Here is a 26,483-nt window from a genome sequence, read left to right as displayed (position 1 = left end):
ATTCCGGCGTTACTCACAAACGCTCGATCCAGACCCTTTACCGTTGGCAGCCGGGAGAGGGATTTCATGCGTGCAACCATGATCGTTGCGACGATCCCGGCAATAGCGCTTGGATGTACCGGGCAGCCGCCGACTACAACGGCTCCAGCATGGCTGACGCCCCAAACGCATCCGCGCGCTGCCTCACCGGTACATCCTGCGTGAACGATTGCTGCCATGCCACCTGGGCCTGAACCTTTGCAGCTGCCGCCATGACTTTCTGCGCCCAGTTTTCATCCTGCGGGGATACCACCGCGACGCGAAAACCGTGGTCATCACCTTCCATGCCGACGCCTTCGGAATCATCGACATGCAAATCGATGGCAAATGCCGGCGGAAACTTCGAGGGGGGGGTCGCAAGCCCCTGCTCGGTCACGGCATGCAGGTGCCGGTCACTGTTGACCACCCCGTCGACATGCAGGCCATACAGCATCAGCCAGCGCCTGATATAGGACGGCGTGCGCCCGGACGATGTGTAGATCCAGATGCTGCACCCCTGCCGGCGCAGGTCGCGAAACAGTGAGCGGGTGCCGCTGCGCAGGGGCTCGCCAAGCCAGCGGTGGATGCACGCAGGCAACTTGCTGTGCTCGGCGGCGCTGTGCTCGGGCAGGCAGGCGAGCGTGTCATCGACGTCGAACGAAATACGGATCTGCGGGCGCTTGGACACACGCTTGAGCAATGCCTGACGCAACATCAGAGGCTCTCCTGAACGCGGGGCAGCGCTGCGCCGCTGAGGAAGAATTTCGCCGGATCAGGCGCTTTCGCTTCCAGGAACGCGGCGTACTTTTTCTTGATCTTGGGCAATTCGTACAATGCCTTGACACCATGTTTGGCGGAGTTGCGTATGACCGAGGACGGGTTGAAGTAACCTTTGGCGTTGTCCAGCGTCAGCACGAACGGCGGCAGCCCTGCACGCATCAGCAAATAGCTGACGATGAGCGACCCCGTGCGGTTGTTGCCTTCAATGAACAGTTGCGGCTTGCTGAGGATACGCACATAGACACCGGCTGCCCGCTTCCACACCGAATCACTGCGGTAGGCGCAATACCAGTTGTGCAGGTCCTTGATGCCGCCTTCCACGTTATTGAAAAAGTGCGCCTCGGTCGCTGCCAGGTGTTGGGCGAACTCCTCGCGACGCGCCGGGTCGCGACCACACAGCACCGTGGCATTGATCTCCAGCATCAGGTTGAGGTGCTGAAGCTCGAACAGGTCGATGCCCCGTGCGACATACTCGTCAATCAGCGCATAGCCTTCAACCACATTCAGCAGCACCTCGTCGGTAAACGGATCACGCGGCTCGGTGAAGTGTCGGCTGAGTTCGGCAAAGCCGCCCTGCACCTCGCGCAGTGCGCGTTCGATGGCTGGCAGATCAAGATGACGCGTCGCACGCATTGGCAATCCCGAGAAACACTGAACGAAGGTAAAGCAGCCAAACGTTCGAGCACGGGAGTCGAACGCTTGGCTGCCCTGTGTAGGTGGCGCGATCAGCTGAACTTGCCGCTGATGTAATCACTCGTCAGCTGCTCACGCGGGTTCTGGAAAATCTGCGTGGTCGGGCCCATTTCGACCAGGTAGCCGGTGCGCGTGCCCTGGGAGATGTCGACCGAGAAAAACGCGGTGGTGTCGGCCACGCGAATCGCCTGCTGCATGTTGTGCGTCACCAGCGCGATGGTGTAATCCTTCTTCAGCTCGACCATCAACTCCTCCACCCGGCGGGTGGCGATTGGGTCCAGCGCCGAGCACGGCTCGTCCAGCAACAGCACTTCCGGTTCGGTGGCAATCGCGCGGGCGATGCACAACCGTTGCTGCTGGCCGCCGGACAGGGACAGGCCGCTGACCTTGAGCTTGTCCTTGACCTCATCCCACAGTGCCGCGCCTTGCAGCGCATGCTTGACGCGATCGCCCAGGTCACCCTTGTAACGGTTGAGGCGCAGGCCGAACGCGACGTTGTCGAAAATGCTCATCGAGAACGGGTTCGGCTGCTGGAATACCATGCCGATGTAACGGCGCACCACCACAGGGTCAACGCCTTTGCCATAGACATCCTGGCCCAGGAAGTGCACATGGCCTTCGAAGCGAAAGCCTTTTACCAGGTCGTTCATGCGGTTGAGGCTACGCAGCACGGTGCTCTTGCCGCAGCCGGACGGCCCGATGAAACCGGTGATCTTGTTTTTTTCGATCGGCACATGGCTGTCGCGGACCGCCATGAAGTTACCGTAGAAAATCTTGTCCAGCTTGCAGTCCATGACCACTGGTGCCTGGCTGGCCAAGGGAGCGGCTCGTTGCGCAGTCGATACGTTCACGTTCAGGTGCTCCCGCTTCAATACTTAGGCTTGCCGAAAATACGGCTCACGATGTTTACCACCAGCACGATCATCACCAGTACCAGCGAGGCCGCCCAGGCGAGCTCGAGCTGGTTGTCGAAAGGCATGCCGGAGAAGTTGTAGATAAGTACGGCGAGCGATGCCGTAGGGTTCATGACCGCCAAGCTGCCGTCATGGTAGATCCAGTAGTTGCTGAACAACGCGGTGAACAGCAGCGGCGCCGTCTCGCCGGCAGCGCGCGCCACGGCCAGCATGACGCCGGTGAGGATCGCCGGCAGGCCGGTGGGCAGGACGATCTTCCAGATCACCTGCGCACGGGTGCAGCCCATGCCGTAGGCGGCATCCTTCATGATCTTGGGCACCATCTTCATCGCCTCTTCCGCCGTCAGCACGACGATCGGCAGCATCAGCACCGCCAAGGCCACGCCACCTGCCGGTGCCGAGTAGGTACCTGTGGTCATCACCACCAGCGCGTAGGCAAATACCCCGGCCAGGATCGATGGCAAGCCGGTGAGCATCCTGGCGGCAAAGCGCGAGGCGTTCGCCAGCTTGCTGTCCGGGCCCAGTTCGGCCAGGAACACCGCGGCCAGGATACCGACCGGCACAGCGATCGCCGCAGCAATACCCACCATGACGAAAGTACCCGCCATGGCGTTGCCAAAGCCGCCGCCCATCTCGAACCCAGTGGGCGGCAGCTCGGTGAACACTTCCAGGCTCAGGCGTGCGCCGCCGCGGGTGATCAGCATGTACAGCACGGAAATCAGCGGCACGCTGGCCACCAGTGCCGTGCACCACACCAGGGAGGTCAGCACCAGGCTGCGCAGGGCACGCCCTTCGAACCTGCGCTGCAGGCTGGGCAATGCGGCGGCAGGGGTGGTCAGGTCAGTCATTGTTTGTTACCCCGCTGGGCGTAGAGCATGATCATCGAACCGAGTACGTTCACCAGCAGCGTGATGAACATCAGCACCAGCGCGGCGTACATCAGCACCTCGACCTCGTTCGGCCCGGCTTCCGGGAAGTTCAGTGCCAGCAAGGCCGCCAGCGTGTTGGCCGGGGCAAACAGGGACAGAGAAATGGTATTGGCGTTGCCGACCAGCATAGCCAGCGCCATGGTTTCACCCAGTGCGCGGCCCAGGCCGAGCACCAGGGAGCCGAAGATGCCGGTGGCAGCGGAAGGCACCATCACCTTGAGGATGGCTTCCCAATGCGTGGTGCCCATGCCATAGGCCGCCTGCTTGGTTTTCATCGGCACGCTCGTCAGCGCATCCTGCGAGACGGCGGCGATGGTCGGCAGGATCATGATGGCCAACACCAATGCTGCAGGGAGCAGCCCGGGGCCACTCAATGAGGTGCCGAAAAACGGGATCCAGCCCAGCTCGCTGTTCAACCAGGCGGTCAGCGGGCGGATCGCCGGGATCACCACGTAGATGCCCCACAGGCCGTAAACGACGCTGGGGATCGCGGCGAGCAATTCGACGATGGTGCGAAACACCGCCGCAAGCTTGGGCGGGAGGAAATCCTGGGTGAGGAAAATGGCCATGCTGACGCCAAAGAAACCGGCAACCAACAAGGCGATCAGGGCGCTGTAAAGGGTGCCCCAAATTGCCGGCAGAATGCCGTACTTGCCTTGGTTGACATCCCACACGCTACCGAACAGCACGTCAAAGCCGTGCTTTTCCATGCCGGGCAATGCCTTGCGCCCTACTTCATAGACCAGCGCGAAAACCAGCGCCAGCACCAGTACCACGCCGATGCGGGCGAGCGCACGGAAGGTGCGATCGACCAGGAAATCTTTCGCAGACGGTGGCCGGCAAGCGGAGTCGGGGTTATCCGGTATGGCAAAGGGTGTGTTCATGGGTTAATTCCGCAACGAGTGGCACACGCCCCTGGCATGGCTTGCGGGCCATGCCAGGGGCGGCCTGACAAGCCTTACTGGATGTTGGCAGACGCTTTGCGCACTTGGTCGATAACCGACTGCGGCAGCGGGATGTAGCCCATCGAGTCGGCGATCTTCTGGCCTTCAGTGAGGCTGTACTCGACCATCTCGCGCATGGCCTTGGCCTTGGCCGGGTTGCCGTTGTCCTTACGGAAGATCATCCAGGTGTAGGAAGTGATCGGGTAGGACTTGGCACCGTCCGGGTCAGGCAGCCAGGCCACCAGGTTCTCCGGCATGTTCACCGCAGCCAGTGCCTCGGCACCGCTTTCGGCGTTCGGCACAACGTATTGGCCGGCCTTGTTCTGCAGCTGGGCGAAGTCGACCTTGGCCAGCTTGGCGAAGCCGTATTCGATGTAGCCGATGGCGCCTGGGGTCTGGCGGACGGTGGCGGTCACGCCATCGTTCTTGGGCGACTTGATGAACTTGTCGGTAGCCGGCCAGTTGACCGTGTTGCCTTCACCCAGCGCGTCCTTGAAACCTGGGTTGATGGCCGACAAGTGCTTGGTGAACACTGCGGTGGTACCGCTGGAGTCGGCACGCACGACCACGGTGATCGGGGTGGCAGGCAGCTTCAAGTCAGGGTTGGCTGCAACGATCTGCGGGTCGTTCCACTGGGTGATCTTGCCGAGGAAGATGTTGGAATACACATCGCGCGGCAGCTTCAGACCCTTGGGGTTGCCCGGCAGGTTGTACGCCAGCACGATTTCGCCTGCGGTCATTGGCAGCAACTGCACGCCTTCGCCGACCTTGGCGATTTCTTCGGGTTTCATCGCCGAGTCACTGGCAGCGAAGTCGACCGTCTTGTTCAGGAAGTCCTGGACACCCGCCCCGCTCCCCTTGGACTGGTAGTCAACGGTGACGCCAGCGGTGTTCTTGCTGAAGTCCTTGAACCAGGTGAGGTAGATCGGTGCAGGGAAACTGGCGCCGGACCCCGTCAGGCGGACGCTCTCTGCGGCAAAGGATGCCGAAGTGGCGCAAAGGGAAACCGCAACGGCGAGTGCAGCAGACTTCATCAGGCGTATCATCAAAAAGTGCTCCGTGTGATGGCCGACACACTTTGCAGCAGCATCATGACAACTTTATGAACGTTAAATGGCAAGCCGAGGGAATCATTACCCGGGCAGTCATTTATTGGTAACCAAATGCAACCAACACGTTGTCATCCCCCCTTGCTGCGCGCCCCTTCCATGCTTTCGACCGAACCAAGTCTGATGAAGCGCACCCACCGTGAGCTGCTGGATCACAGCGATGAAGAGCTGGAGCTCTGCGACGACGGCCATGACCTGAACGCGCTGTTTGATGAACACGTCGAGGACGGCAGCGAGAAGGCCGAGCGCAGGCTGTATTTCAGCGAACTGTTGCGCCTGCCCTATGAAGAAGTCGAAGTGCCGATGATCGAACTGCCGCAACGCGTCAGGCAGGCGGACTACACCCGCAGCCCGGCGCCAGCGCAAATCATCGTGCCGCAGTTTTACTGCCTCGCCGGTTTTGCCGCCGGCCAGACGGTCATGGCGGATCGCCTTGGGAGGGCTATCGTTGCTTGTCTGGGCAACGACTACCGACCGAGGGCGGTGCCATGAACACCAGTGATCTGCTTGAACAGTTACTCCGGGCCGGCCAGGGCTCGCGAGTGCAACAAGGCAATGACGGCCTGGGCGGTTTGGGCGGCTTGCTGGGTGGCCTGCTTGGCGGCGGCAGGGCATCAGGTGGCAGTGCTGGCCTGGGTGGTTTACTGGGCGGCCTGTTGGGTGGCGGTGCTGGCAGCAGCACTGGCGGCGCTACACAGGGGCGCTCCACAGGCGGCAGCCATTACGCCGCCCTGGCGTCCTTGGGCATGATGGCGTTCCAGGCCTATCAAAGCTGGCAGCGCAGCCAGGCCGCAGCGCCGCAACAGGCCATGCGCACTGTCGATCAACTGTCCGGCCCCGAAGCCGAGGATCATAGCCATGCCATCCTGCGCGCGCTGATTGCAGCAGCCAAGGCTGACGGTCGCATCGACCCGCAAGAAGAACAGTTGATCTACGCCGAGATCAAACGTCACACCAGCGACCCTCAGCTGCAGCAATGGCTGGATGAGGAAGTTAGCAAGCCACTCGATGCTACCGAGGTGGCAGAGTCGGCCCAGGACACGGCCATGGCCGCGGAAATGTACCTGGCCAGCGTGATGCTGGTGGATGACCAGCAGGCCGCAGAGCGAACCTACCTTGACGAGTTGGCCAGTGCGTTGCAAATCGACCCGACATTGCAGGTGCACCTGGAACAGCAGGCCAAGGGCGGCGCCTGATGGAGCCGAGATGCCTGAGCGGGTCGTCAACCCGGATCACAGCGCAGGCCATGCACCTGAAAGGGTATGAAGTCTTGTGATCGCAGGTGACTGCTTTCGACCTATGGCGGACACCGTCCCAACGCTCTGTCGCCAGTACCGGCCTCATCGCCGGTAAGCCGGCTCCCACAGGAATATCACCAGCCTCCGGGCCTACGCAGTATCCGTGGGAGCCGCGCTTGCCGGCGATGGGCCGCGAAGCGGCCCCAGCCTTCAGATGTGCGCAATGGGTCAATAGCGGACTTCCCGCACTGAAGGGTTTCCGCATGCAGCCCGCCCCTGCCCGCCCCCTACACCTCAACCGGGCAGGGCCGCCAACACCGCACCTACCATGCTGTTGAACGTAGCCGGCGAGTCCACGACGCGCGCGGGGGCATTCACCTCGCCGTCAGCACGCGTGGCGCGACGGGCCTGATCGGCGGTGGCGGAGAGCTTCACGATTACCAGTTCGCGGCGGGGGTTGATGTAGATTTTCTGCCCAAAGCGCCCGCTGGCCTCGAACGAACCGTCACCGTCGTTTTTCTGGTACCAGTAATTGCGGTAGCCGTAGCCAGGGCGGCCGGGGCCGAGGCTGCCCTGGGCGAACACTGCCGGGTCCGCAGGCTGGAAGGTGCTGTGCACCGCCTGGTTGAAGCTGTCGCCCTTGGCATCGCGGGCCAGTTCGCGGCGTACCAGTTCGGCGAAGCGGGCGGTGTCGCGCAAGTTGCAGCTGATGCCGCCACTGGCCATTTCGGTACCGAGCGGGTCGACTTGCACATAGGCATCGTCTTCGGCGAAGCGTGACCACAAACGCTGTTCGACCAACTGGGCCCAGTTCAGCCCGGTGATACGCCGTAACGCCCAGGCCAGCGCCTCCGGCGAGCCGTTCTGGTAGAAGAACGGCGCCTGGCCAGCGGGGTTCGGCGCCTGCTGCACCTGCCGGAGGAAGCTGTAGATATCCCCCGGCATGCCCTCGCCCCGCGGTATCAGCCCGGTGGCGGCAAACAGGCCGAGGTCCGGAGGCATCTGCGCTGGGTACTGCACTGCCACCTGCATGTCCAGGTTGGCCTGCACTGTCGCCTCGCCGAACGGCGTGCCGCTCAGTTCCGGCACGTAATGCGCCAACGTACGCTGCGGGTCGAGGGCACCTTCGGCGATCAGCTGGGCGGCGATCAGGCCGGTGACCGACTTGGTCATCGACGCCCAGATATGTGGCTGGCCGGGTTGGAAACCGTCCAGATAACGCTCGTACACCACCTTGCCCCGGTGCAACACGATCAGCCCGTCAGTACTGGTTTGCTGCAGGTAACCGGCCAAGGTCAAAGGCTGGTCGGCGGCGCTAAAGGCCAGCTGGTCGAGCGCCGCCATACGGCCTTCGGTCAAGGTCAGCGGTGTGGCTGCGCGGCCGATGCCACGGGTGGGCGACACCTCGCGGGCGTGGCGCATCGACCAGCGCAAGTAAGGTGGCTGAAAGGCATTGGCCTGGTTGACCCGCAACTCCGGCGCCGGAGGAAACCCCTGCATCACACCCTGCCCGGTCGGCGCACCGACCGCCAGCGTTGGGGCCAAGGCACCGGCCAGCACCAGGGCGATACCAGTCAGGTTGGCGGATGAAGGCTGCATGCTGCGCTTGGACATGGTCTTGCTCCTTGGTTGCACTAGAAGTTGGCGCCCACGCTGAACGCGACATAATCGCGGTCGCCGCGGGTGCCATAATCGCCGTCGAGGTAATCGGTATAGGCAAGGCTTGCCCAGTACTGGCTGGCCAAGCTGACGTCCACGCCCAGGCTGATCGAGCGCGAGCCTTCGTTGAAGGCCGAGCTATCCGCCGGTGAGTAACCCTTGACGTCATGGGCCCAGGCCAGGCCTGGGCGGATATCCAGGCCCTGGATCAGGTTGGGGTAGCTCCACGTCGCGCGCAGGCGGTACCCCCAGGAAAAGGGCGTGACAAAGCCTTCGCCGTTGCAGTCACCCGGGCTTTTCGAGATCGCCAGGCACAGGCTGTTGTCGGCCAGCTCGCCGTTGCCATAGGCACCGGAGCGGCCATAACGCGGCCCGAACCGCCCTTCCAGCCCGCCCACATAGGTGGCGCCCACCTCGCCCATCAGCAGTAGCTGGTTGGCGCCCATGACTTGGCTGAACGCCTGCACGGCCGATACCTGGGCCTGGCTCACCTCCTTGCGCCGGTAACCGTCGAATGGCGTGCTGTCTGTCGCGGGGCGCAGCCCGTCGGTGTTGAGCGGGCTGCGGCCGGGGGCATTGAGCAATGACTGCAGCACATCGTTGCCGTTGAGCTGCACCGGCATGTTCGGCCGGTAGCTCAATTCACCCTGCACAGCAGCACCGTTGCGCAGGGTGGTGGCGAAGGTCAGGCCGTACAGGCGGATGTCCTCGGGGTATTGCGCCCGGTACTGCGAGGTGCCCATGCGCAGCGCGCCGGCCAGGGTCTGCCCGTTGCTGGACGCCAGGAAGGCGCCGCAATTGGCCAGCGCCACACCGACATTGCCGCACAATTCCCGGGCAAAGCCCGTATTGGCGTAATAGCGGCTGCTGACTGTGCCCAGGTAGGGCGAACGGCTGTGGTAATTGGCGGCAAACAGGCCGAACTCGGTATCCAGTGGCTCAACGTACCAGTGCAGCGAAAAACCCCATTGGCCACCGTTGCGTGCATCCTGGTCGGCGCCCCGAGGCACGCGCACGCCCTCCTCCGTCAGCGTCACGCCGAACGGAGCCAGGGCCGGGGACACGGCCGGGTTGGTTACCATCTGCCCGCCGACATCCAGCCCCTGGCAGCCTTCGGGCATGAAGTCGTTGCCGGAAAAGAACGTTGCACAGTTCTCCAGCCGGGCCTGCTCCCAGTCCAGCTGGTAAAAGGCATCGAAAGACAGCGCCTGGTTGAGGTTCTGCGTGACATACAACAAGTTGACCGGGGCCAGGGCGTCTTTCACCTCCGAGCCTGGCCGGCGCAGCGCAGCCTGGTTGAAGGGGTTGATCACATTCAGTCCGCCCTGAATGAACAGGCTTTCCCCCCAGTTGACCACCTGTTTGCCCACGCGCAGCGAACCGGGCTCACCGCCAATGTCGTAAAGGCCGTAGGCGAACGCATCGAGCAGCTCAGCCCCAGCGGTTTTCGCCGAAATCTGGCGGTTGCGGTCGTCGATGTCGACGGCCCGCTGGCTGTGGTCGCGCTGCGCGGTGTCGTACCAGTAGGTGCCACGCAGGAATACACCCACATTATCGCGGCGCAGCTCCAAGTCGTGTGTGCCTTTGAAGATCGCCGAAAATACATCGCCCGACCGGTAGTTGCGCCGCGCGTCGTTGCCATTGGCAGCCTGTAACTGCTGTTTGTCGGGGTTGGCAGTGCTGACGGCGGTACTGAATGACAGCGCCGAGTCGAAACGCCCTTGCAGCGAGCCAACGTCGAATTGAACGCCCGCTACCGGGGTGGCGAGCAGGCAGCACAGGGCCGCCAGCGGCGCCTGGCGCCGGCAGAAAAGAAGGGTTGCGCTCACTCTTAACCTCTTGTTGTTTTATTAGAGAGGGAAATGATGGGTTCAGCGCGGACGCGCCGGCCGCCCAGGCCGGCGGTGTCGGTGACGAGCAGTATCAGGTAGGTTTGATTACGCTCACAAATAGCGTCTTCGGATCAATGCCATGCCGGTTCGTTATGGCTCGATGGCGGTGCTTCAGAGCACCTCGAACAAGCCTGCCGCGCCCATGCCCCCGCCCACGCACATGCTCACCACCACATAGCGAACCTTACGCCGGCGGCCTTCGAGCAAGGCATGCCCGACCATGCGCGCACCGCTCATGCCATAGGGGTGGCCGATGGCGATGGCGCCACCGTTGACGTTGAGCCGCGCCGGGTCGATGCCCAGGTGTTCGGCACAGTAGAGCACCTGGCAGGCGAATGCCTCGTTGATCTCCCACAACCCGATGTCCTCGACCCGCAACGCGTGGCGCGCCAACAGGCGCGGTATCGCCAGCACCGGGCCAATGCCCATTTCCTCCGGGGCCAGGCCGACCACCGCCATGCCACGGTACAGCCCCAGCGGCTGGCAGCCTGCGCGTGCCGCCCGGGCACCACTCATCAGCACACAGGCGCTGGCACCATCGGACAACTGGCTGGCATTGCCTGCGGTCACACAGCCGCCCTCGATCACAGGTTGCAGTGCCTCAAGGTCCGCCAGCCGGGTGTGCGGGCGGTTACCTTCGTCTTGGCTCAGGTGCACGCGTTCGTGGGACAGGATGCCAGTGGCCTTGTCGACGACCTTGCGCTGCGCCGTGACCGCCACGATTTCATCAGCGAACCGCCCGGCCTCCTGCGCTGCCGCTGTTCGCTGCTGCGACAGCAAGGCGTAACGGTCCTGGGCGTGGCGATCGATACCATAGCGTTTGGCGACGAGCTCGGCCGTGTGCAGCATCGGCATGTAGGCGTGCTCGCACAGGCGCCGCACCGTGGCGTCCTGGGCAGCATTGGCGGCTTGCATGTGCGCCTGTTGCACCAGGCTGATCTGCTCCTGCCCGGCCCCGACCACCACCTGCATGCCCTCGCCGCGGATCTGCTGAGCGCCAATGGCGATGGCCATCAGCCCTGAGGCGCATTGGCGGTCGATGGTCTGCCCGGCCACCGACAGCGGCAGGCCGGCCGCCAGGGCCGACAAGCGCGCCGGGTTGATGGCGGCGGTCCCGCTCTGCATGGCGGTGCCCAGCACCAGGTCCTCGACTTCGCCCGGCTCCACGCCGGCGCGCTCGACGGCGGCGCGGATGGCAATGGCGCTCATGCTGGGCGTGGTGAGGTCGTTGAACGCGCCGCGCCAAGCCTTGGCGATGGGCGTGCGCGCGGTGGATACGATGACGGCGTCTTGCATGAAACGGCTCTCCTTGGGCAATTACACCGGCAGCAGGCTTTCGTAGGCGCTGCGCAGCCTGGCGGGAATGGTGACCGTGCGGTTGTTGCGGCGATCGACGAACACATGGGTGAAACGGCCAGCCGCGCAGGCCTCGGGCTCGCCTTCGACGAACACGGCCAGTGCGTAGTGCACCGAACGGTTGCCCAACCGCTCGACGGCGATGCCCACCTCGATGCGTTGCGGGAAGGCAACGGCGGCGAAGTAGTCGCAGGCGGACCCAGCCACGTAGGCCACCACCGGGTCGTGGTGGATATCGAGGCCGGCGTGCTCGATCAACCAGGTATTCACGGCACTGTCGAAAAAGCCGTAATAGACGACGTTGTTCACATGCCCATACACGTCGTTGTCGTGCCAGCGCGTGGTGATCGGCTGGAAGTGGCGGTAGGCGCCGCGCAGCGGGCGTTCCCGGGCCATGTTCAAAACGCCGCCTGATAGAGGGCCAACGCGTCGTCGAGGGTGACCTTACGCGGGTTGTTGACCAGCAACCGTTGCTGTTGCAGGGCATCCTCGGCCAGCAGTGGCAGGCTGTGCCGCGGTACGCCGACATCTCGCAGCCGGCTGGGCAGGCCGCAGCGTGGCGCCAGTTGCTCCAGCTCATCGATGAACTGGCTGCACAGCTCATGGGGGGCGCCTGGCACCAGGCGCTCGCCCAGCAGTGCCGGGGCCAGCGCCGCATAGTCGGCGAACGCTTCGCGACGGTTGAAGCGCATCACGTGGGGCAGCACCAGCGCATTGGCCAGCCCGTGCGGCACGTGGTAACGCGCGCCCAGTGGGTAGGCCAGCGCATGCACCGCCGCCACCGGCGCGTTGGCAAACGCCTGCCCGGCCAGGCAGGCCCCCAGCAGCATGGCCTGGCGCGCCGCCAGGTTGCCACCGTTGTGTACGGCCTGATCGAGGTTGCCAGCCAGCAGCGCCAGCGCTTCGCGGGCCAACAGGCTGGACAGCGGGTTGCGCTTGAACTGGCTGGTGGTGGCCTCGATGGCATGGACCATGGCATCGATCCCCGTGGCGGCGGTGATCGCCGGGGGCAGGCCCAGGGTGCGCTCGGCGTCGAGCAGCGCCAGGTCGGGCAGCAACAGGGGGGAAATCACCGCCATCTTGGCCGCCTCGCCGGTGGTGATCACGGCGACGGGGGTGACCTCCGACCCCGTTCCGGCGGTGGTCGGCACCTGGATCAGCGGCAGGCGCTGGCCTTTGGCCTGGTCGATGCCGTAGACCGCTTCCAAGGTCTGGTCACAGGCCGGGTGCGCCAGCAGCGCCACCAGCTTGGCGACATCCATGGAGCTGCCGCCACCGAATCCGACGATCAGCTCGGCGCCGATATGCCGCGCCCGGCCGACGGCCGACAGCACGCAGGTATGGCTGGGGTCGGCGCTGACCTCGCTGAAGATCGCCACGCTCAGGTGCGCCTGGGTGAACCCCGGCAGCAAGTCATCGAGCATGCCCAGGTTGACGATGCCTGGGTCGGTCACGATCAGCACGCGGCGCACGCCGCGTTGCTGGCACAGCTGCGCCAGGCGCCTGGCGGCGCCGGCTTCGCACAGCAGATGGGGGGTGGTGGCAAAACTGAAAGGCTGCATGCTCATGTTCCTCTTGTTCTTGTGGGTGAACAGCTGGGCCAGCTCAAAAGGCGAAGTGCGCTTCATCCAGGCTCATCAGGCACTGTGCGCCGCCGCGCAAGGCCTCGCAGTGGGCGCTCGCACGCGGCAACACCCGCCGCCAGTAAAAGGCTGCAGCCTGCAACTTGGCCTGGTAGAAGGCGCTGTCCTGGCTGCCTGCGGCCAGTGCCGCGCTGGCGGTTTCGGCAGCGCGCAGCCACAGTGCGGCCAGCAGCACGTAGCCTGAATAGGCGAGAAAATCCACCGACACTGCGCCGATTTCCTGCGGGTCGCAGCGGCAGGCGTCGAGCACCTCGGCGCTCAGGTTGCGCCATTCCTGCAGGCGCTGAGCGACCGTGTGGGCCATCCCGGCCAGCGCGTGAGCGCGGCAGTTGCGTGCCGCTTCGAGCAATTCATCGATCAGCAGGCGCAGTTGCTCGCCGCCGTCGCCAAGCAGCTTGTGGCGAATCAGGTCCAACGCCTGGATGCCGTTGGTGCCCTCGTACAGCTGGGTGATGCGGCTGTCGCGCATCAGTTGCTCCATGCCCCATTCGCGGATGTAGCCATGCCCGCCGTACAGCTGCACGCCCAGGCTGGCGGCCTCTTGGCCGACATCGGTGAGGAAGGCCTTGACGATGGGGATCAGCAACGCCGCCCGGCGCCCGGCGGCCGCCTGCACTTCAGGCTGTACGGCGCCGTGCTCCAGGTCCAACGCTTGGGCTGCAAAGGCCGCCAGCATGCGGCAGCCTTCGCTGAGGGTTTTCTGGGTCAGCAGCATGCGCCGCACGTCAGGGTGGCAGATGATCGGGTCGGCACTGCGCTCCGGCGCCACCGGCCCTGCCAGGCTGCGCGACTGCAAGCGCTCACGGGCATAGGCCAGGCCACCCTGGAAGGCCGCCTCGGCGATGCCCAGCCCCTGCAGGCCGACCTGGAAGCGCGCATCGTTCATCATGGTGAACATGCACGCGAGACCCTGGTTGGCCTCCCCCACTAGCCAGCCACGGGCGCCATCGAAATTCATCACGCAGGTCGCCGCGCCCTTGATGCCCATCTTGTGCTCGAGCGCGCCGCATTCGACCGCATTGCGCGCGCCCAGCCCTCCGCCCTCGGTGCATTCGAATTTGGGCACCAGGAACAGGCTGATGCCACGCACACCGGCCGGCGCATCCGGCAGGCGCGCCAGCACCAAGTGGACGATGTTGTCGGTGAGGTCCTGGTCGCCGCCGCTGATGAAGATCTTGCTGCCGCTGATGCGGCAGCTGCCATCGCCTTGCGGCTCGGCACGGGTACGCAGCAGCGCCAGGTCGGTGCCGGCCTGCGGCTCGGTCAGGCACATGGTGCCGGCCCATTCGCCGCTGACCAACTTGCCCAGGTAATCGCGCTTGAGCGCCGCGCTGCCATGCCGATGAACGGCCAGCACGGCACCCTCAGTCAGGCCGGAATAAATTCGAAACGACAGCGACGCCCCCATCAGCATTTCGTGAAAGCAGGCCGAAACCATTTGCGGCAGGCCCTGGCCGTCATGTTCCAGCGGGCCGGTCATGCCACCCCAGCCCTGCTCCACATACTGCCGGTAGGCCTGGCGAAAACCATCCGGTGTGCGCACGCTGCCTTGCTCCAAGCGGCAACCCTGCTCATCGCCCTGGCGGTTGAGCGGCGCAACTACCTCGCCGGCAAAGCGTGCACCCTGCTCAAGAATGCCATCGATGGTTTCGCGGTCCAGCTCATTGCCCAGGCGGGCACAGTGCGCCGTCACATCGAACAGTTCGTGCAGCACGAAGTGCATGTCACGCTGGGGGGCTCGGTAGTTCATGCGCGGCCCTCGCGGACGTCAGCCAGCTGTTTGCCCTCAGCCACCAGACGCATCAGCAGCCCGGCCGGGCGCCAGTGCTCGCCGAACAGGCCCTGCAGGCGTTCCAGGCGTGCCAACAGCAAGCCCAGCCCCTGCTGGTCAGCCCAGCGCATCGGCCCGCCGACCTCGTGCGGGAAGCCATAGCCATGCAGGTAGACCCGGTCGATGTCAGCGCTGCAGCTGGCCACCGTTTCCTCAAGAATTTTCGCGCCCTCGTTGGCCAGCGCCAGCAGGCAGCGCTCGCGGATTTCCTCGTCGTCGACCGCGCGCCGGTGCACGCCCAGGTCCTGGGCGACCTTGAGCACCAGCGCATCGACCTCGGGGTCGTGCACGGCGTCGCGGCTGCCGGGGGCATAACGGTAGTACCCCTGGCCGCTTTTCTGCCCGAAACGCCCCAGCGCGCACAGGGCATTGTCGACCTGCACCAACGGCGCATCCATGTCTTTACTGGCCAGCTGACGCGCACGCCACTCCAGGTCGATGCCGACCACGTCGTACATGCGAAACGGGCCCATGGCCATGCCGAACGACTGCAGCGCCTCATCCACCTGCCGCGGCGTGGCGCCTTCGAGCAGCAGCTTGCGCGCCTCGGTCACGTAGCGGGCGAGCATGCGGTTACCGATGAAGCCTGGGCAGTTGCCGGCCACCACCACTTCCTTGCCCATGCGCTGCCCGAGGGCCTGGGCCGCCTCGAGCACCGCAGGCGAGGTGCGCTCCCCGCGCACCACTTCCAACAACTTCATCACATGGGCCGGGCTGAAGAAATGCAGCCCGAGCACCTGTTCGGGCCGGCGGGTTACGGCAGCGATGGCGTCGATGTCCAGTGCCGAGGTGTTGCTGGCCAGGATGGCGTCGACCTTGAGCGTGCTGTCCAGGGTACGGAAGATGGCCTGCTTGAGCGCCAGGTTCTCGTACACCGCTTCGATCACCAGGTCGGCTTCGGCGAGGTCGGCATAGGCCGTCACCTGGCGTACCCGCGCAAGGCAAGCGTCGGCCTCGGCCTGATCGATGCGGCCCTTGGCCACCTGCTGTGCCCAGGTTTGAGCGATCATCGCCAGGCCGGCTTCAGTGGCGCTGGGGTCGTTGTCCAACCACAGTACCGCAAGGCCTGCACGGGCCAGGCTGATGACGATGCCGCGGCCCATGGTGCCGGCGCCGATCACCGCCGCCTGCTGAACGTTGTAGGGAGTACTCACGGGTGACGCTCCTGATTCGAGGTGTGAAGGCATTGCCCTCACCCTAGTCAGGCGCCTACTATTTTTGAAATTCTCATTTTCCATCCCATGTATTTTTCGCATGAATATAGCCAACTTCGACCTCAACCTGCTGCGCGTCCTGGACATGCTGCTGCGTGAACAGAACGTGTCACGCGCCGCCGAGCGCCTGGCGCTGACCCAGCCGACGGTGAGCAATGCGCTGGCGCGCCTGCGCGACCTGCTGGGCGACCCGCTGCTGGTACGCGTGGGCCGGCGCATGCGCCCCACCCCGCGCGCCTTGGCCCTGGAAGGCCCGATTCGCGCGGCGCTGTTACAGATCGAACAGACCCTTGGCTCCGGCGACAGCTTCGATCCCCGGCTCAGCCACCGGCAACTGCGCATCGCCCTTACCGACTTTGCCGAACAGCTGTGCATGCCAACGTTGCTGGCCACCTTGCAAACCCAAGCGCCGCATCTGCGCGTGGATGTGCTGCACCTGACACCCAACCTGCCCGCCGAAGCCCTCGATCGCGGCGAACTCGACCTGGTGCTGGGGCGCTTCGATGATGTGCCCGCGCGCTACGAACGGCGCCACTGGCGCAGCGAAACCCTGCACGTGGCGGTGCGCCAGGGCCACCCCGAAGTGGAGGGTGCGCTCGACCTGCAGGCCTTCCTCAGCCTGCGTCACCTGTGGGTACACGGCGGTCAGACCCGCGGCATGGTTGACCAGTGGTTGGGGGAACAGGGCCTGGCCCGGCGCATCGTCTACACCACGCCCAATTACCTGCAGGCCGCGCACTTGGCTGCAAGCTCCGACCTGTGCGTGGTGCTGCCCACCGCCCTGGCTCGCCATTTCGCCCGGCTCCTGCCGCTGCAGGTTTTCGACCTGCCGTTCGCCCTGGAGCCCTTCCAGCTGGAGCTGGTGTACCTTGCCCATCGCCAGCACGATCCGGCACTGGCCTGGCTGGTGGCGCGCATCATGGACATTGGCGCTGGCTGAGCCATCGCATCCCGGCATGGTCCGCCATGCCAGAGTGGTATTGGTTCGGCGACAAGCTCTGTCCTTAGAGTGTTCGCCCTCAGAACAACAAGGACCACTCCATGCGCCTCCACACACTGCCCTGCCTGCTGGCCCTGGCCCTGCCCTTCGCGGCGCTGGCCGAGGGGCCGGCCAAGGACGCTACCGACCTCACTCGCCAGAGCAATCAGCAATGGTTGCAGCGCCTGCCCTTCGCCGACCGCAGCGACTACGACAATGCCCGCCGCGGCCTGCTCGAAGCCGTCGACCAGCCCGTGGTCAATGCCGACGGCAAAACCGTCTGGGACCTGCAGCGGTATGCGTTCCTGAACGGCGAGGCACCGGCCACGGTCAACCCGAGCCTGTGGCGTATTGCCCAGCTCAACACCGTTGCCGGGTTGTTCAAGGTCAGCGAAGGCATCTACCAAGTACGCGGCCTGGACCTCGCCAACATGACCCTGATCGAAGGCGAGCACGGCCTGATCGTGATGGACCCGTTGCTGTCGGTGGAAACCGCCAGGGCCGGGTTGGCCATGTACTTGCGCCATCGCCCGCAGCGGCCGGTGGTGGCGGTGATCTATACCCACCCGCACGTCGATCACTTCGGGGGGGTGCGTGGGGTGATCGACGAGGCCGACGTCAAGGCCGGCAAAGTGCAGGTCATCGCCCCGCAGGGTTTCTTCGAACATGCCATCAGCGAAAACGTGCTGGCCGGGCCTGCAATGAAGCGCCGGGCGCAATACATGTACGGCGCGCCACTGCCACGTGGGCCACGCGGCCAGGTGGACGCCGGCCTGGGCAAAGGTGTGCCGGCCAACGCTACGGTCAGCCTGATCGCCCCGACCCGGCTGATAGAACAACCCTTCGAGACCCTGCGCATCGATGGTGTCGATATCGAGTTCCAGCTCACCCCCGGCACCGAAGCGCCCGCTGAAATGAACCTGTGGTTCCCCCAGTTCAAGGCCCTGTGCATGGCCGAGAACGCCTCCCATGTGCAACACAACGTGTTGACCCTGCGCGGTGCCCAGGTGCGCGATGCCAAGGTGTGGGCGCACTACCTCGACCAGTCGCTGTTGCGCTATGGCGAGCAGGCCGAAGTGGTGTTTGCCCAGCACCATTGGCCAACCTGGGGCGGCGCGGCGATCCGCGAGTACCTGGCCGATCAGCGCGACATGTACGCTTTCATCGACAGCCAGACCCTGCGCCTGATCAACCGCGGCCTTGGCCCCACCGAGATCGCCGCCGAGCTGACCACCTTGCCGCCACGGCTGGCCAGCAAATGGTACAGCCGCGACTACTACGGTTCGCTCAGCCACAACGTGCGGGCGGTGTATCAGCGCTACATGGGCTTTTACGACGGCAACCCGGCAACCCTCAACCCACTGCCGCCGAGCGAAGCCGGTGCGCATTATGTCAAGGCCCTGGGCGGCGCCGAGCGGGTGCTGACGCTGGCGCGTGAGGCCTATGGCAGCGGTGATTACCGCTGGGTTGCCGAGCTCACCCGGCACCTGGTATTCGCCCAGCCCGACAACAGCGCAGCGCGCGAGCTGCAGGCCGACGCCTTGGAGCAACTGGGCTACCAGAGTGAGAATGCCACCTGGCGCAACGCCTACCTGACCGGTGCGCAGGAGCTGCGCAATGGCATGGCGCCTGCCGCCAGCAAAGGTGGCAGCGCGGACGACTTGGTACGCGCCCTGACCCCGACGCTGTTCTTCGACTACCTGGGCGTGCGCGTGGATGCCGCCAAGGCCGCCGAGCAAGACCTGACCATCAATTGGCGCTTCACCGACCTGAACGAAGACTACGCACTGACCCTGCGCAACGGTGTGCTCACCCACCGTGACCACACCCGCCACGGGCAGGCGGATGTCGAGGTAAAAATGAGCAAGGCGACCCTGGACCGCATCGCCCTGAAGCAGACCGGCTTTCTCAAGGAAGCGACCGTGGGTGATGTCGAGATCAGTGGTGAGCGGGTGAAATTCATGCGCTTCATGGCAGGGCTGGACGAGCCGGATGGGCGCTTCAATATCGTCACGCCCTGAATGACCAACAGCGCCGCCCTAAAGCGAGCGGCGCAACCACACGCTCAGCACCAGCCCCGCCACCCCCAAGGCACAGAGCAGCACGTTCCAGGCGGCCGCCTGGCCCTGCTCGCGGTGCAACATGCCCAACCCACGGCGGTACACCCCGCGCTCGCGGGCCCGCCCAAGCAGCGCCAACAGCACAGCCATGCCGGCCACCATCCACAGTTCGCCACGCCAGGCGAGGCACGCTACCAGCAGCAACGACACCTGCGTGCGCCGCCAGGCCAGCACCGTACGTTCGGCCTGCAGGCCGGTGTCGCGGGCGCTATCCGCCATGCCAACGCGCCCATAGCACGCCGACCAGCGCCACGCAGGCAAGCCCGCACGCCACGCTCAGCAGCGGCACCAGGCGCGGCAGCGGCAGCGGCGCCTCGCGGCGCAATGCGCGCTCCACCGCCAACCAGCGCCAGCCGGCGCCCAGGCTCACCAGCAAGCTGGTGGCCAGCAACGCCAGCTCCATCGCCACGCGCCCAGACGGCGGCCAGGCCTGGGCCGCGAAGGTTTCGATGGCGATGGCGCCGCCGAGCAAGGCCAGGGCGGTGCGGATCCAGGCAAGAAAGGTGCGCTCATTGGCCAGGGTGAACCGCGGGTCGGGCGCCTTGCCCTGCCCCAGCAACCAGCGCTCCCAAGGGGTATGACGGTGATCGGAATTCATGGGAGCCCTGTGTCAACGCAGCCCTTGGCTGCGCAATGCGCCGGGGGAGAAGTAGGAAGCACTGGTGCGCACGTCGAAGGCGTACGGCCTTGGCTGCTCGTTGGTCAGGCCCGACAGCTGGTAGCGGCCACTGCGCAGGTCGTAGATCGCCTCCATGGCGTTGACCAGCGCCTGCCCGGTGACGTGGTAGTAGCTGTGGGCCTGGGCGGTGCGCCACAGCTGGCCCTTATGGTCAAAGAAGTCCGCCTCGAGGATGGCCCAGCTGTCCTCGTCCAGGTAGTAGCGGCGGCTGGCATACAGATGCTTCGCCCCAGGCTTGAGGGTGCCCACCACTTCCCACACCCGGTGCAGCTCGTAGCGGGTGGGTTGCGGGTTGACGTGCCCCGGCCCGATCAGCGCGGCATAGCCGAGCAGGGGCGATGCCAGGCGATAGCTGTTGTACGGCACGTGCAGGGCCTTCTTGCCGACCAGGGTCCACTGGTAAAGGTCGGGGGCGCCGTTGAACATGTCGCGGCTGTCGGCGGTGCGCAGGCCGGCCGTGCCCGGGGTGATGCTGTCATAGGCCAGCGCCGGGGCGCGCCGCACCCTCCGCTGGCTGCTGCTGTACAGCCACGAGAGGCGCGGTTGCGCCACCTGATCGAGGGTTTCGTGCAGCACCACGGCATCGCCCGCCAGGCGCGACGGCGCGGTCATGCGGTAACTCAGGTAATACAGCACGTTGCCCGCCTGGCCACCTTCCAGTACGTCGGGGCGAGCGAAGTTCTGTTGCAGGCTCATCCTTGCGAAGCGGCCATCGCCGCGCGGGGTGATGCTGTCCGAGGCCAGGCTGTAGCTGCCGTTGCGCGGCCGGGTGAGGTGGTTCCATAGCACCTGCAAGCCATTCTCGGGCCTGGGGAATGCCACTACGCCGGCAAAGCCCTCCACGCCGTTGCCGTCATTGACCAGCCGGGCACTGGCCGCATTGTGCCGGGCCCACTCGCTCACGGGTGGCGGCACCGCGACACTGCGATGCGAGGGATATACCGGCAGGCGGAACGACTTGGGGTAACGCTGCATCAAGGCCACCTGCCCCGCCGTCAGCTGCTCCCGGTACTGGGTGTAGTTATTGGCGGTGATCACATACAGCGGCTGCTCATCGGCGTACGGGTCCAGTGGCGTACCGTTGACCGCCAGCGACACGTGCCCCGCCTGCAGGCCGCCGCTCCAGGCCGGGATGCGGCCGTCGCTGCTGGGCCCGCCTTCGGCCCCCACCGGCGTCAGGCCTGCGGGCAGTGGCGTGGCCCCCACGTACAGGCTCAGCAGGCTGGCGTTGACGAACAGGAAGCTGCGCAGCAAGGCGAATGGTTTCATCGGGCTTGGCCTCTTGTTGTTGTGTGGTCCCGGCCGGGCTTGCCTTGGCACGCCCTTTCGGGGTGATACTAGGAGCCGCGCTTCGAACCCCACAAATAACGTGTTCGGATACGTGCCATATCAGTTCGGCATACCTTTGGAACCGCTCCGATGACCCTGAAACAGCTCCGCTACCTGATCGCCATCGTCGAAGCCGGCAGCTTCTCTTCGGCTTCACGTCGCGCCTACATTGCCCAGCCGGCGTTGAGCCGGCAGATCAGCCTGCTGGAAAGTGAGCTGGAGATGCAGCTGCTCGACCGCCAGCACGATGGCATTGCCCTGACCGATGCCGGTCGCCAGCTCTACGAGGTGGCCCGGCAGGTGGTGCAGAAACTCGACTCGGTGAAGGATGAGCTGAAATCCAGCCGCGGCGACCCCAAGGGCCACGTGGCCATTTCCATCCCGGCCACGGCCGCCGACCTGCTGCTGCCGGAAATCGTCAGGCGCGCCGAACAGCGCTTCCCCGGGGTCACCCTGACGGTGTGGGATGGCCTCAGCCGTGAAGGCGGCCAGGCCATCGAGCTGGGCAAGGTGGACTTCGGTGTGGTGCCCAATGCCGAGGAACTCGAGCATGTCGAGGCCGAGCCGATCTTCACCGAGGCGCTTTACTGGGTCGGCGCATCAGCCCCTGGCACCCCCGACACCATCACCCTCGCCGAGGCCGCCGCCACCCGGCTGGTGCTCCCGCCCAGGACGCTGCACCTGCGCCGACGCATCGAACAAGCCGCCATGGAAGCCGCCGTACCCCTGGCCGCCGCCTACGAGCAACAATCGGCGCCCGGCATCGCCAGCCTGGTGCGCGCCGGCCTGGCGGCGACTATCAGCAACTGGCCGCCGCTGAGCATACTGCTCGAACCCACGACGGCACGGCGCATCGTCGAACCGCGCATCAGCCGCACCATCGCCTTGGCGCACTCCCAGCACAAGCCCTTGTCGTTCGCCGCCGGTTGCCTGCGCGACCTGGTGCGTAGCGTGCTGATCGACCTGGTCAACAGCGGCCGCTGGCGGGGCGAACTGATCGGCAAGGATGCCGAACCGCTGGAGACCGTGCTCGGCGTTCAGCTGGCGGTCTGAGCGCGCGCCTGCCCGCCAGCTGCAGCCGACTCGCGCAGGCGCTGCTGGGTGCGCTGCGGGTTCAGGGTGGCCAGGCCCACCAGCCCGGCCACCACCAGCACCGCGCCGCATACCAGGAAGCCCTGGGCATACCCCGCCGGGTGCTCGCTACCCGCACCTTGTACCAGCAAGCCGGTCACCACCGGTGCTGCCAGCCCGGCCAGCGAGGCGATGCCGTTGCCCATGGCGAGGATGCCGCCGCGCTGGGCCGCCGGGGTGAACTCGGCGAGCATTGCCGGGCCCACGGAGTACATGACCAACGCCAGGCCACCACTGAAGGTCAGCGCAGCGACCCTTGCGGCCGTGCTCAGGCCAGGCAGCATCAGCGACGCCGACAACAGCCCGCCCACTATCAAGCACACTGAAACGAACACGCCGCGTGCCACCCGTGACGGCACGCCGCGCCGCATCAGGCGCTGGGAGAACCAGGCCAGCAGCAAGCTCAGCGGCGTGGTCACGACCACGAACATGATGAAGATGCGCCCGGTCTGCAGCGGGTCGATACCCAGGCCCACCTGCAGGTAACTGGGCACCCAGGTCAGGGTCAGGGCCAGCGACCAGTTGGCGGCGAAGTGGCACAGGTAGTTGCCCAGCACGCTGGGGTCAGCCAGCAGCCGGCGATAGGGAATAGCCGGTTCATCGGCCTTGAGCTGGCTGGCGCGCAGGCGTTCGAGGGTGCCCTCCTGGCCCAGCCGCCACCACAGCAGGCACCAGACCAGGCCGATCAGCGCAAGGATGATGAAATTGCTGCGCCAGCCATAATGCAGGCTGACCCAGGGGATCATCGCCCCCGCCACCAGCAGCCCCATGGCACTGCCGGCATGCAGCAGGGCCACCGGCAGGTTGCGCCGGTCGTTGGGGAACCACTTGTACAGCGCATGGGTGGCCACCGGCGATGCCGGCCCCTCACCGATGCCCAGCAGCACCCGGCAGGCGACGATGGCCCACAGTGAGGTGGCAAACAGCATCGGCAGCTGGATCAGCGCCCAGAACAGGCCCATGCCCAGCAGCAAGGTGCGGGTGGGGCGCCGGTTGGCCATGAAGCCACCGACCACGGCGGAGATCGCGAAGAACCAGTGCAAGGCGCCGCCGATCAGGCCGAACTCGGTGGCCGTCAGGCCCAGTTCGGCGCTCATCGGCACCGCCACCAGGCCGATCACCACCTTGTCGAGAAAGTTGACCAGCATCAGCAAGGCCAGCAGCGCGGCCACCAGCCAGGCGGTACGGGGGTTGGGCAGGGAAGAATCCGCAGTCATGGCGAGTACTCTTGTTATTGTTGTGGGGTGTTGCAAAAAGGCCGCCGCAAGGGCGGCCCGTCGTTCAGGCAGGCATCAGCACGCCTTTGGCAATGGTGTTGCGCTGGATCTCGCTGGTGCCGGTGAGGATACGCATCATCCGCGTGGCGCGGAAAATCCACTCCACCGGGTGGCCCTGCATCAGCCCGGCGCCGCCATGCACCTGCACCGCCTTGTCGGCGATGCGGAAGGCAGCCTCGGAGACGAATAGCTTGCACATTGGCGCCTGGGTGCGAATATCGCCCCCGGCGTCGTTCACCTGGGCGGTGGCGTAGACCATGCTGCGCGCAGCGTGCAGCTCGGTGGCCATGTCGGCGATCATGTGGTTGACCGCCTGGAACATGGCGATCGGCTGGCCGAACTGCTTGCGGCTGCGCGCATGTTCGATCGACAGGTTCAGCGCCAGGCCGGCCATCCCCAGCAGGGTCGGGCAATGCAGCAGGCGGTTGAGGGTGATGCGCCCCATGGCCAGTTTGAACCCCTGCCCCTCTTCACCGATCAGGTTGGCCGCCGGCACGCGCACCTGGTCGAGCACGATGTCGCCATGCGCACCGCCACCGGACATCACCGAGTAATCGCTGTCGATTCGCACACCCGGGGCGTTGAGGTCGACGAAGAACGCCGAAATGCCCTGGGCGCCCTTACCCGGCCCGGTCACCGCCAGCAGCACCGCCAGGTCGGCGTAGGTGGCGCCGGAGATATAACGCTTGCTGCCGCTGAGCACGTAGTGGTCACCGTCGCGGCGTGCCTGGGTGGCAATGGCGGCTGCATCGGAGCCGGCCTCGGCTTCGGTCAGGGCAAAGCACACGGCCTTTTCAGCGCGGCATACCGGCTTGAGGAAGGTCTCTACCTGGTAGGGGCTTGCCACCTTGAACAGGTGGCCGACCCGCGGCGGCCCCGACAGCTCGCCCAACACGTGCGACGCGAGCATGGAGCCTGTCAGCACCGTGGCTTCCTTCACCGCGCACAGATCGGCCACGTTCAGGCCGGCCCCGCCCATGCTCTCGGGCAGCATGACGGTGTACAGGCCCTGCTCGCTGGAAAGCTTCCATACCTGCCGCAGCACCGTCTGGGGATGCGGGCGCGCCCAGTCCAGCTGTGCCTGCTGCTCCAGCGGGCGTACCTGATCGCGGACGAAACCCTCGATCGCTTCGATAATCTGCGCAGCCTTTGCACTGGGTTGATACATGATGATTCTCCCTGGTCAGATACGACGTTCGCTGTGTTGCCAGTAAGTGTCCCGGACCAGGCGGCGCACCACCTTGCCATTGGGGTTTTTCGGCAGTTCGCTGACAAAGTCGACGCCGCGCGGCTTCTTGAAACCGGCCAGCGCACGGCCGCAACGCTCGATCAGTTCGGCGGCCTCCAGCTGCGCCCCGGCCTTGAGCACTACCACCGCGCGCACCGCTTCACCCCACTGCGCGTCGGGCACGCCGACCACCGCCACCTCGAACACTTCGGGGAAGCCGTAGATCACCTGCTCCACTTCGCTGGGGTACACATTGAACCCGCCGGAGATGATCATTTCCTTCTTGCGATCGACGATGAACACGTACCCCTGGGCATCGACCGTCGCCAGGTCGCCGGTGAGGTAGTAGCCGTCACGCATCACTTCGGCAGTGAGCACCGGGGCGCGCCAGTAGCCCTGCATCACGTCCGGGCCCTTGACCACAATCTCGCCGACTTCACCCGGCGCCACATCCTCGAACGCCTCGTTGACCACCCGCAGGTCAGTCTCGAAGTAGCATCGCCCGCAGGAAGCCAGGCGGTGATAATCGCCGTCCTCCACCAAATGGTCCTGCTCGGTCAGCACCGTGACCAGTGAACAGGTTTCACCCGCGCCGTAACCTTGCGCGAGAATCGGACCGAACAGTTCGATGGCCTGTTTCACCAGGGCCGGCGCCATGGGCGCAGCGCCGTACATGACCAGCTTCAGGCTGGACAGGTCGAAGCGTTCGACGCCGGGGTAATTGACCAGGCGGTTGATCATCGCTGGCACCAGGAACAGCCGCGTCACACGCTCGCGCTGGATGGTCTCCAGCAAAAGGCGGTCGTCATACCGGTCGAGCAGCAGGTTGCATGCGCCCACCGCCAGCAGCGGCATGATCTGCATGCCGCTGGCATGGGTGATGGGCCCCACGTGGGCCATGACGTCGCCCGGCCCGGAGCGCCGTGTGGGGCTGGCGATGCTCTTGCGTACCAGCGCCTTGCGGTTGCCGAACGAGAGCATCGCGGCCTTGAGCACGCCGGAGCTGCCGGAGGTGTAATGCAGCACGGCCAACGCATCGTCGGCCGGGTCCAGGCCCAGCGATTCCTCACTGCCGCGCTCGAGCAACGCGGCATAACCCAGGTCCGCGCCCTCGCCTTCCAGCACGATCAGCTGGCGCAGCAGCGGCAACTCCGTGCGCCGTGCTGCCAGCGCCTGGGCAAAACGGGCGTCGGTGATCAGTGCAACGCTGCAGGAGTCTTCCAGCACCCGCACCACTTCATCCACTGACAGCCGCGCATTGATCGGCACCTTGACCATCGCCGCCTTGTACAGCGCCACTTCCGCTTCGACCAGCTCCACGCGGTTGGCGGCGAGGATCGCCACATGCTCGCCGACGCCCACACCCAGCGTGCCCAGCGCTGAGGCCAGGCGGTTGCCGCGCCGCTCCAGCTGGGCGTATGTGAGACGTGTCTGGCTGTCCGCCACGGCGATGTGGTCCGGCCAGTAGCGGGCACTTCGGGTAATGATCGTTCCAAGGTTCACGTTGTTGTTCTCGTCGA

General features: G+C 65.4%; 23 protein-coding genes and 1 pseudogene. 5 read left to right on the top strand and 19 right to left on the bottom strand.

Features of this window, described 5'->3' with window-relative positions; genetic code table 11:
- Nucleotides 1-133: 133 nt before the first annotated feature.
- The 6 genes from ACIPIJ_RS09345 to pstS all read right to left on the bottom strand — a co-directional run bounded on the left by ACIPIJ_RS09345 (nucleotide 134) and on the right by pstS (nucleotide 5,324).
- Complete coding sequence (locus tag ACIPIJ_RS09345; protein ID WP_401075261.1) at nucleotides 134-733, bottom strand: hypothetical protein; 600 nt, start codon at nucleotides 731-733, stop codon at nucleotides 134-136.
- A complete protein-coding gene (locus tag ACIPIJ_RS09340; protein ID WP_401075258.1) occupies nucleotides 733-1,431 on the bottom strand; it encodes a hypothetical protein in 699 nt (232 codons plus the stop codon). Before ACIPIJ_RS09340 ends, ACIPIJ_RS09345 begins: the two co-directional genes overlap by 1 nt.
- 92 nt (nucleotides 1,432-1,523) lie before the next feature.
- Nucleotides 1,524-2,285 (bottom strand): phosphate ABC transporter ATP-binding protein PstB, encoded by a 762-nt coding sequence (gene pstB, locus ACIPIJ_RS09335; RefSeq protein ID WP_238343281.1) that lies wholly within the window; start codon nucleotides 2,283-2,285, stop codon nucleotides 1,524-1,526.
- 74 nt (nucleotides 2,286-2,359) lie between these two features.
- Nucleotides 2,360-3,253, bottom strand: coding sequence for a phosphate ABC transporter permease PstA (gene pstA, locus ACIPIJ_RS09330; protein ID WP_401075255.1), 894 nt, complete (start codon nucleotides 3,251-3,253; stop codon nucleotides 2,360-2,362).
- On the bottom strand, nucleotides 3,250-4,218 hold the full coding sequence (gene pstC / locus ACIPIJ_RS09325) for a phosphate ABC transporter permease subunit PstC (protein ID WP_401075253.1): 969 nt from the start codon (nucleotides 4,216-4,218) through the stop codon (nucleotides 3,250-3,252). The genes pstA and pstC overlap by 4 nt, the downstream gene beginning before the upstream one ends.
- Before the next feature lie 74 nt (nucleotides 4,219-4,292).
- Nucleotides 4,293-5,324, bottom strand: a complete 1,032-nt coding sequence (gene pstS, locus ACIPIJ_RS09320; RefSeq protein ID WP_401075251.1) for a phosphate ABC transporter substrate-binding protein PstS — start codon at nucleotides 5,322-5,324, stop codon at nucleotides 4,293-4,295.
- A 162-nt stretch (nucleotides 5,325-5,486) separates the two neighbouring features.
- Here pstS and ACIPIJ_RS09315 point away from each other — a divergent pair.
- A pseudogene (locus ACIPIJ_RS09315) lies at nucleotides 5,487-5,687 on the top strand (polyphosphate kinase 2); the annotation flags it as partial.
- A gap of 188 nt (nucleotides 5,688-5,875) precedes the next feature.
- Nucleotides 5,876-6,583: a tellurite resistance TerB family protein gene (locus tag ACIPIJ_RS09310; RefSeq protein WP_401075248.1), complete on the top strand. Its 708-nt coding sequence runs from the start codon at nucleotides 5,876-5,878 to the stop codon at nucleotides 6,581-6,583.
- 336 nt (nucleotides 6,584-6,919) lie between these two features.
- Here the strand turns inward: ACIPIJ_RS09310 and ACIPIJ_RS09305 are convergent, their stop codons facing one another.
- The 7 genes from ACIPIJ_RS09305 to ACIPIJ_RS09275 all read right to left on the bottom strand — a co-directional run bounded on the left by ACIPIJ_RS09305 (nucleotide 6,920) and on the right by ACIPIJ_RS09275 (nucleotide 16,193).
- Nucleotides 6,920-8,239 carry a serine hydrolase domain-containing protein gene (locus ACIPIJ_RS09305; RefSeq protein ID WP_401075246.1) on the bottom strand — a complete coding sequence of 440 codons (1,320 nt, stop codon included), beginning with the start codon at nucleotides 8,237-8,239 and terminating at the stop codon, nucleotides 6,920-6,922.
- Nucleotides 8,240-8,259: 20 nt separating this feature from the next.
- Nucleotides 8,260-10,113, bottom strand: a complete 1,854-nt coding sequence (locus tag ACIPIJ_RS09300; protein WP_401075243.1) for a DUF1302 domain-containing protein — start codon at nucleotides 10,111-10,113, stop codon at nucleotides 8,260-8,262.
- A 174-nt stretch (nucleotides 10,114-10,287) separates the two neighbouring features.
- Complete coding sequence (locus tag ACIPIJ_RS09295; RefSeq protein WP_401075241.1) at nucleotides 10,288-11,472, bottom strand: acetyl-CoA C-acyltransferase; 1,185 nt, start codon at nucleotides 11,470-11,472, stop codon at nucleotides 10,288-10,290.
- 21 nt (nucleotides 11,473-11,493) lie between these two features.
- Nucleotides 11,494-11,928, bottom strand: coding sequence for an acyl-CoA thioesterase (locus ACIPIJ_RS09290; RefSeq protein ID WP_401075238.1), 435 nt, complete (start codon nucleotides 11,926-11,928; stop codon nucleotides 11,494-11,496).
- Nucleotides 11,929-11,930: 2 nt separating this feature from the next.
- Nucleotides 11,931-13,094, bottom strand: a complete 1,164-nt coding sequence (locus tag ACIPIJ_RS09285; RefSeq protein ID WP_401075235.1) for an iron-containing alcohol dehydrogenase — start codon at nucleotides 13,092-13,094, stop codon at nucleotides 11,931-11,933.
- A gap of 43 nt (nucleotides 13,095-13,137) precedes the next feature.
- Entirely contained in the window at nucleotides 13,138-14,925 is a 1,788-nt protein-coding gene (locus ACIPIJ_RS09280) for an acyl-CoA dehydrogenase C-terminal domain-containing protein (protein ID WP_401075233.1), read from the bottom strand.
- Nucleotides 14,922-16,193 (bottom strand): 3-hydroxyacyl-CoA dehydrogenase NAD-binding domain-containing protein, encoded by a 1,272-nt coding sequence (locus tag ACIPIJ_RS09275; protein ID WP_401075230.1) that lies wholly within the window; start codon nucleotides 16,191-16,193, stop codon nucleotides 14,922-14,924. Before ACIPIJ_RS09275 ends, ACIPIJ_RS09280 begins: the two co-directional genes overlap by 4 nt.
- Nucleotides 16,194-16,260: 67 nt before the next feature.
- Here ACIPIJ_RS09275 and ACIPIJ_RS09270 point away from each other — a divergent pair, with 67 nt between their 5' ends.
- Complete coding sequence (locus ACIPIJ_RS09270) at nucleotides 16,261-17,160, top strand: LysR family transcriptional regulator (RefSeq protein ID WP_401075228.1); 900 nt, start codon at nucleotides 16,261-16,263, stop codon at nucleotides 17,158-17,160.
- 101 nt (nucleotides 17,161-17,261) lie between these two features.
- The gene (locus ACIPIJ_RS09265; protein ID WP_401075225.1) at nucleotides 17,262-19,220 is read left to right on the top strand and encodes an alkyl/aryl-sulfatase; all 1,959 of its coding nucleotides are present in this window, start codon (nucleotides 17,262-17,264) and stop codon (nucleotides 19,218-19,220) included.
- A gap of 18 nt (nucleotides 19,221-19,238) precedes the next feature.
- Here the strand turns inward: ACIPIJ_RS09265 and ACIPIJ_RS09260 are convergent, their stop codons facing one another.
- From ACIPIJ_RS09260 to ACIPIJ_RS09250, 3 genes are read right to left on the bottom strand one after another with little or no spacing between them, the layout of a single operon-like run.
- The gene (locus ACIPIJ_RS09260; protein ID WP_401075222.1) at nucleotides 19,239-19,538 is read right to left on the bottom strand and encodes a DUF202 domain-containing protein; all 300 of its coding nucleotides are present in this window, start codon (nucleotides 19,536-19,538) and stop codon (nucleotides 19,239-19,241) included.
- Nucleotides 19,528-19,917, bottom strand: a complete 390-nt coding sequence (locus ACIPIJ_RS09255; RefSeq protein ID WP_401075219.1) for a YidH family protein — start codon at nucleotides 19,915-19,917, stop codon at nucleotides 19,528-19,530. The genes ACIPIJ_RS09260 and ACIPIJ_RS09255 overlap by 11 nt, the downstream gene beginning before the upstream one ends.
- Before the next feature lie 12 nt (nucleotides 19,918-19,929).
- On the bottom strand, nucleotides 19,930-21,267 hold the full coding sequence (locus tag ACIPIJ_RS09250; RefSeq protein WP_401075217.1) for a DUF1329 domain-containing protein: 1,338 nt from the start codon (nucleotides 21,265-21,267) through the stop codon (nucleotides 19,930-19,932).
- Between the two features lie 150 nt (nucleotides 21,268-21,417).
- Here ACIPIJ_RS09250 and ACIPIJ_RS09245 point away from each other — a divergent pair, with 150 nt between their 5' ends.
- Nucleotides 21,418-22,380 carry a LysR family transcriptional regulator gene (locus ACIPIJ_RS09245; RefSeq protein ID WP_401075214.1) on the top strand — a complete coding sequence of 321 codons (963 nt, stop codon included), beginning with the start codon at nucleotides 21,418-21,420 and terminating at the stop codon, nucleotides 22,378-22,380.
- Here the strand turns inward: ACIPIJ_RS09245 and ACIPIJ_RS09240 are convergent.
- The 3 genes from ACIPIJ_RS09240 to ACIPIJ_RS09230 all read right to left on the bottom strand — a co-directional run bounded on the left by ACIPIJ_RS09240 (nucleotide 22,365) and on the right by ACIPIJ_RS09230 (nucleotide 26,466).
- Nucleotides 22,365-23,675 carry an MFS transporter gene (locus ACIPIJ_RS09240; protein WP_401075211.1) on the bottom strand — a complete coding sequence of 437 codons (1,311 nt, stop codon included), beginning with the start codon at nucleotides 23,673-23,675 and terminating at the stop codon, nucleotides 22,365-22,367. The genes ACIPIJ_RS09245 and ACIPIJ_RS09240 overlap by 16 nt on opposite strands.
- Before the next feature lie 64 nt (nucleotides 23,676-23,739).
- Complete coding sequence (locus ACIPIJ_RS09235; protein WP_401075209.1) at nucleotides 23,740-24,903, bottom strand: acyl-CoA dehydrogenase family protein; 1,164 nt, start codon at nucleotides 24,901-24,903, stop codon at nucleotides 23,740-23,742.
- 15 nt (nucleotides 24,904-24,918) lie between these two features.
- Entirely contained in the window at nucleotides 24,919-26,466 is a 1,548-nt protein-coding gene (locus ACIPIJ_RS09230) for an AMP-binding protein (protein WP_401075206.1), read from the bottom strand.
- Between the last annotated feature and the right edge of the window lie 17 nt (nucleotides 26,467-26,483).

Origin of the sequence: Pseudomonas sp. NPDC087185 (genome assembly GCF_044744955.1) — a bacterium.
GTDB lineage: Bacteria > Pseudomonadota > Gammaproteobacteria > Pseudomonadales > Pseudomonadaceae > Aquipseudomonas.
Note: the sequence above shows the minus strand (reverse complement) of the source record. Positions and strands in the feature narration are given on the sequence as shown.